Origin of the sequence: Kitasatospora sp. NPDC048715 (assembly GCF_043198905.1) — a bacterium.
GTDB classification, from domain to species: domain Bacteria; phylum Actinomycetota; class Actinomycetes; order Streptomycetales; family Streptomycetaceae; genus Kitasatospora; species Kitasatospora lactacystinica.
In genome coordinates, this window is the sequence record NZ_JBICVH010000003.1 from 529,251 (window position 1) to 544,866 (window position 15,616).

General features: G+C 73.2%; 15 protein-coding genes and 1 tRNA gene. 6 read left to right on the forward strand and 10 right to left on the reverse strand.

Going from position 1 to position 15,616, the window contains the following annotated elements:
* Nucleotides 1–73: 73 nt before the first annotated feature.
* Nucleotides 74–1,054 (forward strand): magnesium and cobalt transport protein CorA, encoded by a 981-nt coding sequence (locus ACGFSC_RS09095; RefSeq protein WP_359901226.1) that lies wholly within the window; start codon nt 74–76, stop codon nt 1,052–1,054.
* Between the two features lie 84 nt (nt 1,055–1,138).
* Here the strand turns inward: ACGFSC_RS09095 and ACGFSC_RS09100 are convergent, their stop codons facing one another.
* Nucleotides 1,139–2,185, reverse strand: a complete 1,047-nt coding sequence (locus ACGFSC_RS09100; RefSeq protein ID WP_359901229.1) for an LLM class F420-dependent oxidoreductase — start codon at nt 2,183–2,185, stop codon at nt 1,139–1,141.
* 240 nt (nt 2,186–2,425) lie between these two features.
* Here ACGFSC_RS09100 and ACGFSC_RS09105 point away from each other — a divergent pair, with 240 nt between their 5' ends.
* Nucleotides 2,426–3,406, forward strand: coding sequence for an aldo/keto reductase (locus tag ACGFSC_RS09105; protein ID WP_359901232.1), 981 nt, complete (start codon nt 2,426–2,428; stop codon nt 3,404–3,406).
* A 59-nt stretch (nt 3,407–3,465) separates the two neighbouring features.
* Complete coding sequence (locus ACGFSC_RS09110; RefSeq protein WP_359901235.1) at nt 3,466–5,688, forward strand: helix-hairpin-helix domain-containing protein; 2,223 nt, start codon at nt 3,466–3,468, stop codon at nt 5,686–5,688.
* A 109-nt stretch (nt 5,689–5,797) separates the two neighbouring features.
* On the opposite strand, the gene ACGFSC_RS09115 is transcribed toward ACGFSC_RS09110, so the two are convergent.
* Complete coding sequence (locus tag ACGFSC_RS09115) at nt 5,798–6,403, reverse strand: hypothetical protein (RefSeq protein ID WP_049660402.1); 606 nt, start codon at nt 6,401–6,403, stop codon at nt 5,798–5,800.
* Nucleotides 6,404–6,767: 364 nt separating this feature from the next.
* Here ACGFSC_RS09115 and ACGFSC_RS09120 point away from each other — a divergent pair, with 364 nt between their 5' ends.
* Entirely contained in the window at nt 6,768–6,977 is a 210-nt protein-coding gene (locus ACGFSC_RS09120) for a DUF5703 family protein (RefSeq protein WP_359901238.1), read from the forward strand.
* A 157-nt stretch (nt 6,978–7,134) separates the two neighbouring features.
* On the opposite strand, the gene ACGFSC_RS09125 is transcribed toward ACGFSC_RS09120, so the two are convergent.
* From ACGFSC_RS09125 to ACGFSC_RS09135, 3 genes are all read right to left on the reverse strand, one after another.
* Nucleotides 7,135–8,055 (reverse strand): chaplin, encoded by a 921-nt coding sequence (locus ACGFSC_RS09125; protein ID WP_359901240.1) that lies wholly within the window; start codon nt 8,053–8,055, stop codon nt 7,135–7,137.
* Between the two features lie 326 nt (nt 8,056–8,381).
* Nucleotides 8,382–8,621, reverse strand: coding sequence for a chaplin (locus tag ACGFSC_RS09130; protein ID WP_359901243.1), 240 nt, complete (start codon nt 8,619–8,621; stop codon nt 8,382–8,384).
* Nucleotides 8,622–8,877: 256 nt separating this feature from the next.
* The gene (locus ACGFSC_RS09135) at nt 8,878–10,209 is read right to left on the reverse strand and encodes a M20/M25/M40 family metallo-hydrolase (protein WP_359901245.1); all 1,332 of its coding nucleotides are present in this window, start codon (nt 10,207–10,209) and stop codon (nt 8,878–8,880) included.
* A 291-nt stretch (nt 10,210–10,500) separates the two neighbouring features.
* Between ACGFSC_RS09135 and ACGFSC_RS09140 the strand changes: the two genes are divergently transcribed.
* Nucleotides 10,501–10,585: transfer RNA gene (locus tag ACGFSC_RS09140), tRNA-Leu, on the forward strand.
* A 181-nt stretch (nt 10,586–10,766) separates the two neighbouring features.
* On the opposite strand, the gene ACGFSC_RS09145 is transcribed toward ACGFSC_RS09140, so the two are convergent.
* Both ACGFSC_RS09145 and ACGFSC_RS09150 read right to left on the reverse strand, forming a co-directional pair.
* Nucleotides 10,767–11,441: a hypothetical protein gene (locus ACGFSC_RS09145; RefSeq protein WP_359901248.1), complete on the reverse strand. Its 675-nt coding sequence runs from the start codon at nt 11,439–11,441 to the stop codon at nt 10,767–10,769.
* 435 nt (nt 11,442–11,876) lie between these two features.
* Nucleotides 11,877–12,146 (reverse strand): hypothetical protein, encoded by a 270-nt coding sequence (locus ACGFSC_RS09150; protein ID WP_359901250.1) that lies wholly within the window; start codon nt 12,144–12,146, stop codon nt 11,877–11,879.
* Between the two features lie 398 nt (nt 12,147–12,544).
* Between ACGFSC_RS09150 and ACGFSC_RS09155 the strand changes: the two genes are divergently transcribed.
* Nucleotides 12,545–13,129 (forward strand): MarR family transcriptional regulator, encoded by a 585-nt coding sequence (locus tag ACGFSC_RS09155; RefSeq protein ID WP_359901253.1) that lies wholly within the window; start codon nt 12,545–12,547, stop codon nt 13,127–13,129.
* Here the strand turns inward: ACGFSC_RS09155 and ACGFSC_RS09160 are convergent.
* From ACGFSC_RS09160 to ACGFSC_RS09170, 3 genes are all read right to left on the reverse strand, one after another.
* Complete coding sequence (locus tag ACGFSC_RS09160; protein WP_359901255.1) at nt 13,122–13,871, reverse strand: hypothetical protein; 750 nt, start codon at nt 13,869–13,871, stop codon at nt 13,122–13,124. The genes ACGFSC_RS09155 and ACGFSC_RS09160 overlap by 8 nt on opposite strands.
* Before the next feature lie 144 nt (nt 13,872–14,015).
* Nucleotides 14,016–14,753, reverse strand: coding sequence for a TetR family transcriptional regulator (locus ACGFSC_RS09165; RefSeq protein WP_359901257.1), 738 nt, complete (start codon nt 14,751–14,753; stop codon nt 14,016–14,018).
* Nucleotides 14,754–14,851: 98 nt separating this feature from the next.
* Nucleotides 14,852–15,616, reverse strand: a 765-nt coding sequence (locus ACGFSC_RS09170; protein ID WP_392862790.1) for an acyl-CoA dehydrogenase family protein, incomplete at its 5' end; no start/stop codon positions are given.

The window sequence follows — 15,616 nt, forward strand, 5'->3', positions numbered from 1 at the left end:
CCGCGGGAGGCCGGGGGACGGGGCAGCACCCGGGTCCGTGCCGAACGGCCCCGCTCGGGTGACAATGGCCCGCATGATCGTCCACTGCGCCGCCTACCACGACGGCCACCGGATCGAGTCCCCCGCGGACCTGGCCGGTGCGCTCGCCGCCGCCCGCGCGGCCGGTCCGGACGGCTTCGTCTGGATAGGCCTGTTCGAGCCCACCGTCGAGGAACTCGACCACGTCGGCAAGGAGTTCGCGCTGCACCCGCTGGCCGTCGAGGACGCCGTCAGCGCCCACCAGCGCCCCAAGGTGGAGGCCTACCAGGGCTCGCTGTTCGTCACCCTGAAGACCCTCGGCTACCACCCCGGCGGTCACGTCGTGACGGTCGGCGAGGTGATGGTCTTCCTCGGCCCGGACTTCGTGATGACCGTCCGGCACGGCGAGGACAGCCCGCTCAGCGGCCTGCGGGCCGCCCTGGAGCAGGATCCCGAGCAACTGCGCTACGGGCCCAGCTCGGTGCTGCACTCGGTCTGCGACACCGTCGTGGACGGCTACATGGAGGTGGCCACCGCGCTCCAGACCGACCTGGACGAGCTGGAGGCGGACATCTTCTCCCCCGGCCGGGTCGGCCGCGACACCGCCGGCCGGATCTACGGCTACAAGCGCCAGGTGATGTCCGTGCGCAGGGCCACCGGACCGCTGCTGGAACCGATGCTGGCCCTGGAGCGCGGCGCCCGCTTCGTCCGCCCCGAGACCGCGCCCTACCTGCGGGACGTCGCCGACCACGTGGCCCGGGTGAACGACCAGGTGGACGGCATGGACCGGCTGCTGTCCGACATCCTGAACGCCAACCTGGCGCAGGTCAGCGTCCAGCAGAACAACGACATGCGGAAGATCTCGGCCTGGGCGGCGCTGGCCGCCGTACCGACGATGATCGCGGGCATCTACGGGATGAACTTCGACCACATGCCCGAACTGCACCAGGTCTGGGGGTACCCGGCGGTGCTGGTGCTGATGGTGGTGGTCTGCCTGGTGCTGCACCGGGTGTTCAAGCGGCACGACTGGCTGTAGTGCCGCTTCCCCACCGGCCGTCCGGTTCGTCGGGCCCGTCCCGTCCGTCCCGTCCGTGCTGTCCGTCCCGTCCGTGCTGTCCCGTCAGGCCAGTCCGGCGCGCTCCAGCGCCTCGACGCCGGTGCGCAGCGCCAGGATCCGCTCGTCCAGGGTGAATCCGGACGGGGCCAGGGTGAGCGTGGTGACGCCCGCCTCGGCGTAGGCCTGCATCCGGTCGGCGATCCGGGCGGTGTCGCCGATCAGCGAGGTGGCGTCGATCAGGTCGTGCGGGACGGCGGCCGCGGCACCCGCGTAGTCCCTGGCGAGGTACTTCTCCTGGACCTCGTCGGCGGCCTGCTCGTAGCCCATCCGCCGGGCGAGCTGGTTGTAGAAGTTCTTCTCCTTGCTGCCCATGCCGCCGATGTAGAGCGCGGCGTACGAGCGCAGGCCGTCCACGCCGGCCTTGATGTCCTCGCCGACCGCGAGGTTCACGGTCGGGCAGAGGTCGAAGCCCTCCAGCGTCCTCCCGGACTTGGCGCGGCCGGCCGTCAGCGGGTCGACGGAGAGCGCGGCGTGCTCGGGCGAGAAGAAGATGCCGAGCCAGCCGTCGGCGATCTCACCGGTCAGCTCCAGGTTCTTCGGGCCGATCGCGGCGATGTACAGCGGGATGTGCTCGCGCACCGGGTGCACGGTGAGCTTGATCGGCTTGCCGGGGCCGCCGGGCAGCGGCAGCGTCCAGTGCGCGCCCTCGTGCACCAGGCGCTCGCGGGACATCGCCTTGCGGATGATCTCCACGTACTCGCGGGTGCGGGCGAGCGGCTTGTCGAACTTCACGCCGTACCAGCCCTCGGACACCTGCGGGCCGGAGACGCCGAGGCCGAGCCGGAACCGGCCGCCGGACAGGGTGTCCAGGGTCGCGGCGGTCATCGCGGTCATGGCCGGGGTGCGGGCCGGGATCTGGAAGATGGCCGAGCCGACGTCGATCCGCTCGGTCTTCGCGGCGACGAAGCTGAGCACCGTCGCGGCGTCCGAGCCGTACGCCTCCGCCGCCCAGCAGACCGAGTAGCCGAGCCGGTCCGCCTCCTGGGCGACGGCGATGTTGTCGGCGTCCATGCCGAGCCCCCAGTAGCCGAGGTTGATCCCGAGTCGCATCTGCCGCACCTTCCAGTGGGTTGGGGTTGCCAGCGAGGGTAGCCGTGCCCGCGCCGAACATGCTACTGACGGGTAGGAGTGGGTTGGGTCACACCGGTGCTGTTGATCGTTCTGCGGGTCGGCACCTCTGCCCGCGCACCGGCCGCTACGCTCAGCCGACGTGGGGAGCGCTCTCCCCACCTGCGCGTTCACAGGGCTGCCGGGCCTCCCGGGGCCACCGGCCAGTGAAGGGCCCGTCCGATGGAAAAGCGTCACCTCGGCCGCACCGGCCTGCAGGTCTCCCGGCTCGGCCTCGGCACCATGACCTGGGGCCGCGACACCGACGAGCACGAGGCGGCGGAGCAGCTCAAGGAGTTCGTCGACGCCGGCGGCAACCTGATCGACACCGCCGACGTGTACGCGGACGGCGGCGCCGAGTACCTGATCTCCCGGCTCACCGACAGCCTGATCCCCCGGTCCGAGCTCGTCATCGCCACCAAGGCCGGCAGCGTCCCGGAGTCCGCCCGCCGCTTCGACGGCTCGCGCGGCCACCTGCTCGCCGCCCTGGACGCCTCGCTGCGCCGGCTCGGCACCGACCACGTCGACCTGTGGCAGGTGCACTCCTTCGACCCCGCGACCCCGGTCGAGGAGACGCTCAGCGCCCTCGACATCGCCGTCTCCTCCGGGCGCGCCCGCTACGTCGGGGTCTGCGACTTCAGCGGCTGGCAGCTCGCCAAGACCGCCACCTGGCAGCACGCCCACCACGGGCGGGCACCGCTGGCCGGGGCGCAGCTGGAGTACTCGCTGCTGCAGCGCGGCATCGAGCGGGAGGCGCTGCCCGCCGCGCTGGACGCCGGGGTCGGGGTGCTGGCCGGCTCGCCGCTCGGGCGCGGGGTGCTCACCGGCAAGTACCGGCACGGCGTCCCGCAGGACTCGCGCGGCGCCTCGCCGTACCTGACCGGGTTCGTCCAGCCGTACCTCGGGGAGCGCTCCCGGCGGATCGTGGACGCCCTCGCCACCGCCGCCGACGGGCTCGCCAGCAGCCCGCTGGCGGTCGCGCTGGCCTGGGTCCGGGACCGGCCCGGGGTGGCGAGCGCCCTGGTCGGGGCCCGGACGGTGGCCCAGCTGCAGGCGGCACTGTCGGTGGAGGCGCTTACGCTTCCGGATGAGATCCGTGGTGCGCTCGACGACATCTCGTCGCCGGTGCACCACTACCCGGACCAGGGGTGGACCGAGCTGTGACCCCCGGCCCGGGTTGTCGAGCAGAACCTGCAGTGGAGTGACCTTTGGAGCGGACGACGATGACTGACACGGGGAACGGCGCTCCGGAGGTGACCGCCGGGGCCAAGCTGACCCCGGAGGCGAAGGCCGCGAAGTTCGCGGAGCTGGCCCAGCGGATCCGCGGCATGCAGCCGGAGGACGCCGCGGATCGTGCCGCACGGGCGGGTGCCGCCCGCGCGGAGGCCTCGATGACGGAAGCCCCGACGGCGGAGGCCCCGGAGCCCGGAGGGTCGGAGCCCGAGGAGTCGGAGCCGGCCGCTCCGACCCCTGCCCCGACCGCCCCCGTCCGGGCCGCCCCCGTTCCGGCCCCGGCTCCCGCTCCGGCCGCCCCCGCCCCCGTGGTGTCCGACCGGCAGCGCGGCGAGGTGCTCCGCGCCACCGTCGAGGTGCTGACCGCCGGCGGCGCCCCGGCCGAACTGGCGGCCGCCGCCGTAACCGCGCTCGGCGAGGAGGCACCCGCACGACTGCGCGAGGACCCGTGGGCGGTGCTGGGCCTGCCCGGCGTCCGGCCCGAGCACGCGGACGGCTTCGCCCGGGAGCTGCTCGGCCCCGGAGCCGGCCCGGGCGACGAGCGCCGCGCCCGCGCACTGGTGCCGTGGCTGCTGGAGCAGGCGGCGCTGCGCGGGCACTCGGCCCAGGAACTCGCCGAGGTGGCGGTCGGGCTCGACCGGCTCCGGATGCCCGAGCCGGCCACCGCGATCCAGGCCGCCGTCGAGGACGGGCGGGTGCTGTCCTTCCAGGAGGAGCTGACCGGCCCCGAGGCTCACGCGGCGGGGGGCGACGAGGAGGACGAGGCGCCGACCCGGACGCTGCTCGCCCTGGCGGGGCTGGCGATGGCCGAGGACAGCCTCGCCGAGAAGCTGCTCCAGCTGATGGCCACCTTCGTGCCGGGCGAGGACGCCGAGGAGACCGAGGACGCGGCCGAGGCTTCCGACGGGTCCGAGGACGCCGACGAATCCGAGCAGGCGGCCACCGCCCCGGAGGCAGCGGCGGAGGCCACCGAGGCCCCCGAGGCCACCGCCGAACAGCCCCCCGTCGCCCCCGGCCCGGCCGCCTGGGCGGCCGCCGCCGAGGCGGCGCCGTCCTCCTCCTCGACCGCCCTGATCAAGGCCGTCGCCGAGCACGCCCTGGTGCTGCACACCGGCGGCGAGGCGGCCCGCGCCGAGCCGGCCGTACTGGTCGCCGCCGCCCGGGGCCTCGGGCTGCGGGCCTGGGCGGCCACCTGGACCGACCAGGGCCGGGACTCCTTCGCCGCGCTCGCCCGGGCGGGAGCCGGCGCCGAGGCCCCCGTGGTCACCCTCGCCGAGCTGCTCTCCGGCGCCGCCGGCCCCGGCCGCGCCCCGGACGGCACGCTCGCCCTGGACCTGCTGGTCGTGCTGGACGCCCCGCTGCTGGACGTCGAACTGGCCGCCACCGTCCTGGAGTCGCTGGCCGACGGCACCCGGCTGGTGCTCAGCGGCGACCCGGGCCAGCTCTGGTCGGCCGGCCCCGGCCGGTTCTTCGCCGACCTGCTGGCCGCCAAGGCCTGCCCGGCGGTCTCCTCCCGCACCCCGGACTTCGGCCCGATCGGCGAGCTGGTCTCCGGCATCGGCATCGGCGAGCTCCAGCCGGTCGAGGCGCCGGACAAGGAGGTGGTCATCCTGACCGCGAAGGACGCCGGCGAGGCCGTCCACCGCGCCGTCCAGCTGCTCACCGACTCCATTCCGCGCGCGCTGGGCATCCCGGTCGAGCAGGTGGTGCTGCTCACCCCGGGCCACGGCGGCCCGGCCGGCACCCGCGCGCTGAACGCCGCCGCCAAGGCCCGGCTCAACCCCGGCCCCGGCCGCTTCGGCGGCTTCGACCCGGGCGACCGGGTGGTCGACTCCCCGGCACCGGGCATCACCCGCCCGGCCCGGGTGCTGGACGGCGACGCCGCCGGTCTGCACCTGGAGTACGCGGACGGCTCGCACCGGACCGTCCCGCCGGCCGAGGCCGCCCGGCTGCGGCACGGCTGGGCGCTGACCGTCCACCAGGCGCTCGGCCGGCGCTGGCCCGGCGCGGTCGTGGTGCTCCCGGAGGACGCCGCCCCGGCGCTCACCCGGCAGTGGGTCTACACCGCCTTCGGCCGCGGCGAGCGGCACCTGTCCGTGGTGCACGCGGCGGGCCCGGCGCTGGCCCACGCCGTCGCCGAGCGCCCGGCGCAGCCGCGCACCACCCGGCTGCGGGCGGTCCTCGCCGAGAACGCCGCCGCCTCCGAGTACTGAGCGGCGTCCGGCGGCCCGCCGCGGCGGGCCGCGGCGGGCCGCCGGACGGAACGCACGACGGGCGGGCCCCGGTGATCCCGGGCCCGCCCGTCGGCCGTCCTGGACGGCGTCAGTCGTCCGGATCCTCGTCGTCGTAGACCTCGCTCACGTCGAACCGGCAGATCAGCAGCTGCGGGTCGGCGTGCTCGAAGGGTTCGGGCAGCCACTCGCCCGGCTCGGTCGGCTCGGTGGCCGCGACCCAGAGCGTCGAGTCGGCCTCCTCCAGGCCGAACTCCTCGCTGCGGGCGGCGATCTCGTCGGGCTCGTACTCGCCGAACAGCACTCCGATCGCGGCGTTCACCCCGCCCGCTCCGGCTCCGCCCGGGGTCAGCGACTCGTCCAGCCGCTCGGCCTGGGCACGCAGTCGCTCGGGGTCGACGACGTGGTAGTCGCGGCGGATCAACACACTGATCGCCTCGGGCTGTTCGGGGCCGTGGTACCCGCCGGGGCCCTCGTCCCCGGGGATCTCGAAGGGCGTCACCTCGTCGTAGGCCTCGTACAGGAGCTGGTCGTAGGCGATGGCCGCCGTGGCGAGCTGCTCGTAGGCGGCGGTAACGGCGGGATCATCGGCTGCGTTGGGGCTTGACACCGCTTCCAGATGACGATCGATGGCGGCCTTGACCGCCTCAGCGGCGGCGCGTACCTCGGCAATGGTGGGCTGCGCGGCATCAGACATGGTGCAGACGCTATCTCCCCGCGGTGTCGGTACGCACAGCGGTTGTCACCTCCACCCGCGTTTTCACCGCAACTTCCCCCCTGATGTCCGATCCGTGCCACTTCGTCCCCACGCGGCACCGGCGCGAAACGGGCGCGGAGGGCGCGCGCCGGACTCGACGGGGCCGTCCGGGTGCGGCTTCGCGCGCCGGGATCGGGGTATCCCTTCCCCAGTGGCAACAGGACTGATGCGCTGTCAGCCGACGGCCCGGGTCACGCCTCTTCCGGCCGCCGCCTCCGCGCGGGAGGGACGGCCGGAAATACCCGGGCCGACCGTCCGGGGCAGGCCGTAGGCTTGCCCGAAGGTGATCCCCAGGAGGAGCGTTTTGACCCCACGGAAGCCGGTCCGGCAGCCGGAGTACGAGTACCAGTCCCTGCGCATGCCGCGCGGCACCACGCGCAACGCGGCGCGCCAACTGCTCACCGAGCACGCCGAGTACGGGCACTGGGAGCTCGACCGACTCAAGCTGTTCCCCGACGGCAGCCGGACGGTCCGGCTGAAGCGGCGGATCATCCGGCAGGTCCGGAGCTGGTGACGGGCGGGGCACCGGCGCCCCGGGCGGGCCTCGCGTCGAGCCTCCGCGCGCCCGCGCCCGCGGCCGCCCGTTCGCCCGGCGGCCGCGGGTGGGTCGTTCCCGCTACGGGTGCGCGCACGTCCGGTTCAGCGCGCGCCCCCGTCCCCGGTCGACCGGATCAGCGGACTCCGGCCCGGGCCCGGCGGTAGAGCACGCCACCGCCGAGCATCAGCGCGAGGCCGGCGGCACCGAGCAGCTCGACGCCGCCGGCGCCGGTGGAGGCCAGCTGGGCGGTCGGGGCGACCGTGGCGGCCTTGACGGCCTTGGCGGGCGCCACGACGGCCTGCTCGGCCGCGACGGGCGGCACGCTGTTGCGCGCGACGTTCGTCACCTCCTCGGAGGAGGTCTTCGGCGGGGTCGGGCAGGCCTCCACGCAGCCCTCGACCGGCTTCGGGGTGGGCTTCGGAGCGACCTTGGCCACGTTCACGCAGTCGTTGCCGAAGGCCGGGTTGCCGACGCCGACCACGTTGACCGAGTTGCCGCAGGCGTTGACCGGGACGTCCACCGGCGCCTGGACGCTGTTGCCGGAGAGCACGCCCGGCGAGTTGGCGGCGACGCCCGAGGCGCTCGCGCCCGGCACTGTGGCACCCGGGACCGAGGCGCCGGGCACGGTGGCACCCGGGACCGCGGAACCCGGGACCTTGGCACCCTGGCCGGCGCCGGTACCGGAACCGTCGACGCCGCCCACGCCGTCGGCGGGACGGCTGCCGTCGGAGTGACCGCCGCCGGTGGCGCCCGAGCCGCCGGGCAGGCCGTGCTGGACGGGCTTGGCCGCCGGGTGACCCCCGCCGCCGTTGACGTTGGCGCAGTGGTTGCCGTAGGACGGGTTCAGCAAGCCGATCACGTCGACCGTATTGCCGCAGGCATTGATCGGCACCTGGATCGGCACCTGGACCGAGTTGCCCGAGACGACGCCGGACGAACCGACGGCACCCCCCTGCGCCTCGGCTCCTCCCGCATAGGCGTAGCCGGCGGCCGAGGCCAGCACGCTGCCCGTGGCCACCGCCGTGAGGATCCCCTTCTTGGCTACATTCCTCATTTTTTCCCCTGACATTTCGAGACGACGTGTCGACCTTGACATGAACCTTCAAAAAAGTCGGAATTTCCGTATATCCGTAAATCACGCAAGGGCTTCGGCTGCACACGAGTTAACGAGAGGCGAACGGGGAGGTTGAGCCGAACGAATCGGCTTCACCCGATCGAGCGATCGTGTCGGACCTCGTGTATCCGGCGGCCGCCGGACCCCGGAGCGGGTCCGGCCCGCACCGGACCGACGGGAACGCGAACGCCCCCGGCGCGGCGCGTCCGCCGCCCGGGGGCCGGTTGCGAATCGGCTCAACAGGCCTCGACGGCCCGGAGGTCGACTCAGACGTTGGCGCAGTGGTTGCCGAACGCCGGGTTCAGCACGCCGATGACGCTGATGGTGTTGCCGCAGAGGTTGACCGGGACGTGCACCGGAACCTGGATCTGGTTGCCCGAGAGGACACCCGGGGAGCCGGCGGCCACGCCCTCGGCACCGGCGTGAGCGGACGCGACACCGGCGGCGGCGAGCACCAGACCACCGGTGGCGGCGGCGACAGCGGCGATCTTCTTGACCTTCATCATTCCTCCTGTATGGACAACGCAACCCGTTCGGCGGGCTGCACAGGGATGAACGACGCTGCGGCAAACGGGGTACGGAACGGGTCTCCCATTCACCCGCAACGGTGAGGTCTCGCACACATGATCAGCTTAAGATTTCCGGCAGAATCGCTTCTGTCGATCTTCCTTTCCCCGTCTCACAATCATCAGCTCCGACAATGCGCTCGGCCCGCCCCCGGCATTCCGGGAACGGGCCGACCCAGTCGTCTGATCAGGGGCTTCAGCAGGCGTCGATGAACCGGTCCAGCACCCGGGCACCGAACTTCAGGCCGTCCACCGGCACCCGCTCGTCCACACCGTGGAACATCCCGGCGAAGTCCAGCTCCGGCGGCAGCTGGAGCGGCGCGAAGCCGAAGCAGCGGATGCCGAGGTCCTGGAACGACTTGGCGTCCGTCCCGCCCGACAGGCAGTACGGCACCGCGCGGGCGATCGGGTCCTCGGCGCGCAGCGCGGTCTGCATCGCCTCCACCAGGGCGCCGTCGAAGCCGGTCTCGATCGCCTTGTCCGAGTGCAGGCTCTCGCGCTTCACGCGCGGGCCGAGCACGCTGTCCAGCTCGGCCAGGAACTCCTCCTCGTAGCCGGGCAGGAAGCGCCCGTCCACGTGCGCGGTGGCCTGACCGGGGATCACGTTCACCTTGTAGCCGGCGCCGAGCATGGTCGGCTGGGCGGTGTTGCGCAGCGTGGTGCCGATCATCTTGGCGATGCCGCCGAGCACGCGCAGCGTCTCGTCCATGTTCTCCGGGTCCAGCTCGACCCCGAGCGCGTCCGACAGCTCGTCCAGGAAGGCCCGGACGGTCTTGGTGATCCGCAGCGGGAACTGGTGCCGGCCGAGCCGGGCGACCGCCTCGCACAGCTCGGTGATCGCGTTGTCGTCGTTCTCCATCGAGCCGTGGCCGGCCCGGCCCTCGACCGTCAGGCGCATCCAGTGCATGCCCTTCTCGGCCGTCTCCACCAGGTAGAGGCGGACCTGGTCGTTGACCGTGAAGGAGAAGCCGCCGACCTCGCCGATCGCCTCGGTCACGCCCTCGAACAGCCCCGGGTGCTTGTCCACCAGGAAGCGCGCCCCGTAGGTGCCGCCGGCCTCCTCGTCGGCGAGGAAGGCCAGCACGATGTCGCGCGGGGGCTTGCGCCCGGTGCGCAGCCGGTCGCGGACGACCGCCAGGGTCATCGCGTCCATGTCCTTCATGTCGACCGCGCCGCGCCCCCAGACGCAGCCGTCCGCGATCTCGCCGCCGAACGGGTCGTGGGTCCAGTCCGCGGCGTTGGCCGGCACCACGTCGGTGTGGCCGTGGATCAGCAGGCCCGGACGGGAGCGGTCCTCGCCCTCGATCCGGACCACCGTCGAGGCCCGGCCCTTGGCGGACTCGAAGATCTTCGGTTCGAGCCCGAACTCGGCGAGCTGCTCGGCCACGTACTCGGCCGCCTTCCGCTCCCCCGGGCCGGAGCCGTCTCCGTAGTTGCTGGTGTCGATCCGGATCAGATCGCGACAGATCTCGGCGACCTCGGACTCAGCCGTCACCTTCGGTGCCGCCGACTCGCTCCGCTCGCTCACGGTCACTCCTCGTCTTGGGCCCGCACCGACGCACCAGCGCGCCACCCCCAGGACCTGCACCCGGGCCGTACGAGCACGTCCGCCCATCCTCCCCCAGCCCCGGATCCCGATCCACCCCCCGCGCACTCCCGAAACCCCCTGGTCACGCCCCCGCCACACGCCACCCCTTGCCACCGCCACCGGTCGTACCGGCCGACCGGGAATCGTTTTGGGACCCCAAGCCGATCTTTGCTACAGTTACATCTGTCAGCGCGACGGACGAGAGATCGGAAGCCGCGAGGACGACACCTGGTCCGGGTGGCGGAATGGCAGACGCGCTAGCTTGAGGTGCTAGTGCCCTTTATCGGGCGTGGGGGTTCAAGTCCCCCCTCGGACACCGAAGAAAGGCCCCAGTTGATCTGGGGCCTTTCTGCTTTTCGGCCACGGTTCTCCGCCGTGGCGCGACCGGTCGGACGCCCGGACGCCGGATGCCCGGCCGGTGGGTACCGGCCGGGCATCCGGATGGGCCTGGCCCGACGGGACGGTGTCGGGGTCACGCCCAAATCGGCGGGATTCGGTCAGCCCTGGCTGGCGGCGGGGGCGGCAGCGGCGGGCGCCTCGGCCGCGGGCGCGGCAGCGGCGGGGGCGGCGGCCGCCGGAGCCGCGGCCGCCGGAGCGGCAGCCGCGGGCGCAACCTCGGCCGCCGGGACAGCGGCAGGAGCAACCTCGGTCGCCGGGACGGCCGCGGGCGCAACCTCCGCCGCCGGGACAGCGGCAGGAGCAACCTCGGTCGCCGGGACGGCCGCGGGCGCAACCTCGGCCGCCGGGACAGCGGCAGGAGCAACCTCGGTCGCCGGGACGGCCGCGGGCGCAACCTCGGCCGCCGGGACAGCGGCAGGAGCAACCTCGGCCGCCGGGGCGGCCGCGGGAGCCTCGGCCGCGGGAGCGGCAGCCTCGGCCGCCGGGGCGGCGGCGGGGGCGACGTCCTCGTCGTTGAAGGTGGCACCCGCACCCGTGAAGGAGCCGGTGACGCCCTCGTCTTCCGCAATGATCCAGAAGCTGGCGTGCGAGACACCGTCGTGGCCGACGTGGGACTCGACCGCCGCGAGGGCGGCGGCGTCCTCGTTGGCAGTGAAGAAGCCCTTGCCGTAGTTCGCGTCGATGTCGCCGTGAGCCGAGGCCAGGCCGGCGCAGCCGAGCATGAGCGGAACGGTGAGGGCGCCGACAGCCACGACTCGCTTGAGAGCACGCATGAAAATCTCCTCCACGGAGTTTCTGGGTTGAGTGGCGGTGCCGTTCAGCCCCGCCGCGATTCAGAGAGCCACGCCCCGGATCCCGCCGCAACCGGCACCGCGACCCGTCCGGCCTCACGTCCCGTCAGAATCGCCGCCCCCACCAGCGGAAATACCGTTCGTATGCCTATCTGACAGGATCAGTCGGCTGGAGCACTCTGCGTCACTCCGCGCCACCCTCCGTCGCCACCGGGCCCCTGTCGCGGACCACCCCTGCGTAGCCGCCCCTCGACGGAGTCATCATGCGAACGGCTCGATACAACGGCCCGCCGTACGGGAACAGTTGGCCGGGACCTCCGAGCCCGCGGAACGGCGGGACCACCGCTTCGGGCACAGGCGAATCCCCCCGGAGTTCGCGGGAACTCCGGGGGGATTCGCAACCTATGTCACTCACTGTCACCCGTGGTTCCAGGTGGCACTCGAACCCGTGAAGGAGCCGGAGACGCCGTTGTCGTCCGCCCAGATCCAGAAGTCGATGTGCGAGACGCCGCCGGGACCGGCGGAGGACTCGGAACCGGCGACACCGGCACCGTTCTGATTGGCGATGAACTGACCCTTGCCCCAGCTCGCGTCCAGGCCGTCGTGGGCCGAGGCCAGGCCGGCGCAGCCGATCACGAGCGGGACGGCGAGGGAACCGACGGCCAGGACACGCTTGAGAGCACGCATGAAAATCTCCTCCACGGAGTTTCCGGTTGAGGTGGCGGCGGCACCGATCGGCCCGCCCCGACCCAGGGAGCCACGCCCCACATCCCGCCGCAACCGACACGGCGCCCACTCCGGCCGACGCGGCCTCTGACTCGCCGCAGTGACCAGCGGATACACATATCGGACGACTGCCGTGGGGGTCATTCGACCGGAGCAGGCCCACGACACTCCAACGGCCCCGCCCGACCCACGGCACAGGACACTCCCCCGGCGGCCCGACGCCCACGGGCTCCCGCCGAGCACGTCTCCGGCTTCCGCCGAAGTCTCTTCCGCTGCGGCCGAGTTGGCGGGCCGCCGCCCCTTGACAGGATTCCCGCGAAGTGCAGAATGACTTCATTATGAAGCAGGTAAATAAATCAATGGAGTCGTCGGCCGGTCCGCTGGGGCGGGATGCCGAGGGCCGGCTCTACGACAGCAGGGTGCGGACGGCCATGGGCGCGTTCACCAAGGGCGGGGACACCCTGGCACTGGAGGCCGCGGCCGCCGCACGATCGGCGTTCCACGCGGTGGAGAAGCTGCGGGCGCACGGATCGCAGGGACGGGGGTTGAGCGCGGGGGCGCTGGATGTGCTGGTGCGGCTCGGGGCCGCGGGTGAAGCGGGTGAAGCGGGGCTGACCGTGGGCGAGTTGGCCCGGGCCGGCGGGGTGAGCCCGCGCAACGCGACCGGCCTGGTGGACACCCTGGAGCGGGAGGGGCTGGCCCGCCGCTCCCCCGACCCGAACGACCGGCGGGCTGTGCTGGTCACCGCGACGCCCGAAGGTCTGGCCTGGCTGGAGGAGTTCCGGGTGCCCACCGAGCGCGCGATGGCCGCCGTGTTCCGCGGCTTCAGCCCCGAGGAGATGGCCCAACTGCGGCACCTGTGCCTGCGGTTGGTGGAGAACCAGCAGCAGATCGAGCAGTACCTCGGCGCGGTCGCGGACGGCCCGGGCCCGGACGTCAGCTGACCTCGGGCGCCTCCGCGCGGCCGGCCGGAGCGGCGTCCCGCTTCCGCCGGCCGCGCAACCACTCCGCGGTGATCAAGGCCGCCACCGTGGACACGATCAGCAGCGGCATCGCGTCGGCAGCCTGGCCGCCGAGCAGCGCGGCGGCCAGGACGGTGCTGGTGACGGGCAGGCCGGTGACGGCGGCACCCGAGGCCGCGAGGCCGACCGCCAGGGCGGGCCCGGCACCGAAGCCGGGCAGCGGCGCACAGGCCGTGCCGAGGGCCGTACCGAGCAGGAGCGCCGGGAAGATCGGGCCGCCGCGCAGGCCGCCGAGGGCGATCGACCAGCCCAGCCCCTTGAAGAGCACGAGGGCGAGCAGCACGCCGACCGGCAGACAGGCGAGCGCGGCCAGCACCACCCCGGGGACGGCGACGGGCATCGTGGGCGGGCCGCCGAAGCCGTCGACCGGGATGTGACCGCCGTGCCCGGGCAGCCGGGTCACGATCGGGGCGAGCAGCAGGCCGGCCAGCAGCAGCGCGGGCAGCGGCCACCACCAGGGGGCCTGGTGGTAGCCGAGCGTCTCCGGCAGGCTCTCCCTGACCCACTGCTGGAGCTCGTGCTCCAGGCTGACGAAGCCGAAGGCCGCCAGCGAGACCGGGACGCCGACCAGCCCCGAGACCAGCAACAGGCGGACGTAGCCCTCGTGCAGCAGCACCTCGCGCAGGGTCGGGCCGCTGCTCCGCTGCTGGGACGTCGTCGGCATCTCCGCTCCCTCGCGCTCCCGGGCCGCCCGCCGTCGGGGAGGGCCGTCCCGGGACCGAGTCTCGCCCGGAGCCGGACGCCCCGCACGGCGCACGGGCCGTCGGCCGGGGCCACGGCGGACGCGGCTGCGCCGTGCGGGTGAGGGTCAGACCTGGCGGGCGTCGGCGCCCAGCGCGCTCTCGATGCCCTGCACCATCCGCCACAGCGGCGCGCGGCGGCTGGCGACCAGGACCACGACGTCGTCGGACTCGCCCTCGGCGGACTCGCCCTGGCGCTCGCCCCAGGTGCCGGTGACGAAGGCCATCGCCGCGTCCACCTCGGCCACCCAGTCGCTCTCCCCGCCCGAGCGCAACCAGGTGCGCAGGGCGTGGTTGTGCGCGGAGACGACGGCCGCGGCGATCACGTCCGCACGCAGCGGGCCGTCGGGGCGGTCGGCGAAGCGGCCGCGCAGATAGGCGGCCAGGGTGTGCTCGTAGCGCCAGACCACGGACAGCTCGTACGCGCGCAGGCCGGGCACCTTGCGGGTCAGGCGGTAGCGCTGGACGGAGAAGGAGGGCTGCTCGGCGTACATCCGCAGGACCAGGCGGGCGGCGTCGCAGGCGTGCCTGACCGGGTCCTCCTCACCGGTGCCGGAATCCAGGAACTCCGTCATCTCGGCGAGGCTGCGCTCGTGGTCGGGGAAGACCACGTCCTCCTTGGCCGGGAAGTAGCGGAAGAAGGAGCGCCGGCCGACGCCGGCCAGCGAGACGATGTCGTCGACGGTCGTCTGTTCGAAGCCGCGCTCCAGGAAGAGCTCGAAGGCCGCGGCCACCAGCGCCTCGCGCATCGCCGGCTTCGAGGGCCCGTCATTCATGGACTGGTCCTGCTCTTCCTTCTCACTCATTCACCGGAACTTAGCATCGGGACGATGCCTCGGCACCGACGGCCGGGCGGCCGGCCGACCCGCCGTCGGTGCACGTCGGGGTGGGGTGTCGGGTGGGGTTACGGGAGGTTGCGGGCCATCACGATCCGCTGGACCTGGTTGGTGCCCTCGTAGATCTGCGTGATCTTCGCGTCCCGCATCATCCGCTCCACCGGATAGTCCCGGGTGTACCCGTACCCGCCCAGCAACTGCACCGCGTCCGTCGTGATCTCCATCGCCGCGTCCGACGCGAAACACTTCGCCGCCGCACCGAAGAACGTCAGATCCGCGTCCCCGCGCTGCGACTTCGCCGCCGCCGCGTACGTCAGCTGCCGCGCCGCCTCCAGCTTCATCGCCATGTCCGCCAGCATGAACTGGACCCCCTGGAACTCCGCGATCGCCTTCCCGAACTGCCGGCGCTCCCGCACGTACCCGTTCGCGTAGTCCAGCGCCCCCTGCGCGATCCCCACCGCCTGCGCCGCGATCGTCACCCGCGTGTGGTCCAGCGTCCTCATCGCCGTCGCGAAACCCGTCCCCTCCGCACCGATCATCCGGTCCGCGGGAATCCGCACATTGTCGAAGTACACCTCACGCGTCGGCGAACCCTTGATCCCCAGCTTCTTCTCCGGCGCACCGAACGACACCCCCTCGTCGCCCTTCTCCACCACGAACGCCGAGATCCCCTTCGAGCGCTTCTCCGGATCCGTCACGGCCATCACCGTGTAGAACTCCGACACCCCCGCGTTGGTGATCCAGCGCTTCACCCCGTTCAGCACCCAGAAATCCCCGTCGCGCACCGCCCGGGTCCGCATCCCCGCCGCGTCCGAACCCGCCTCCGGCTCCGA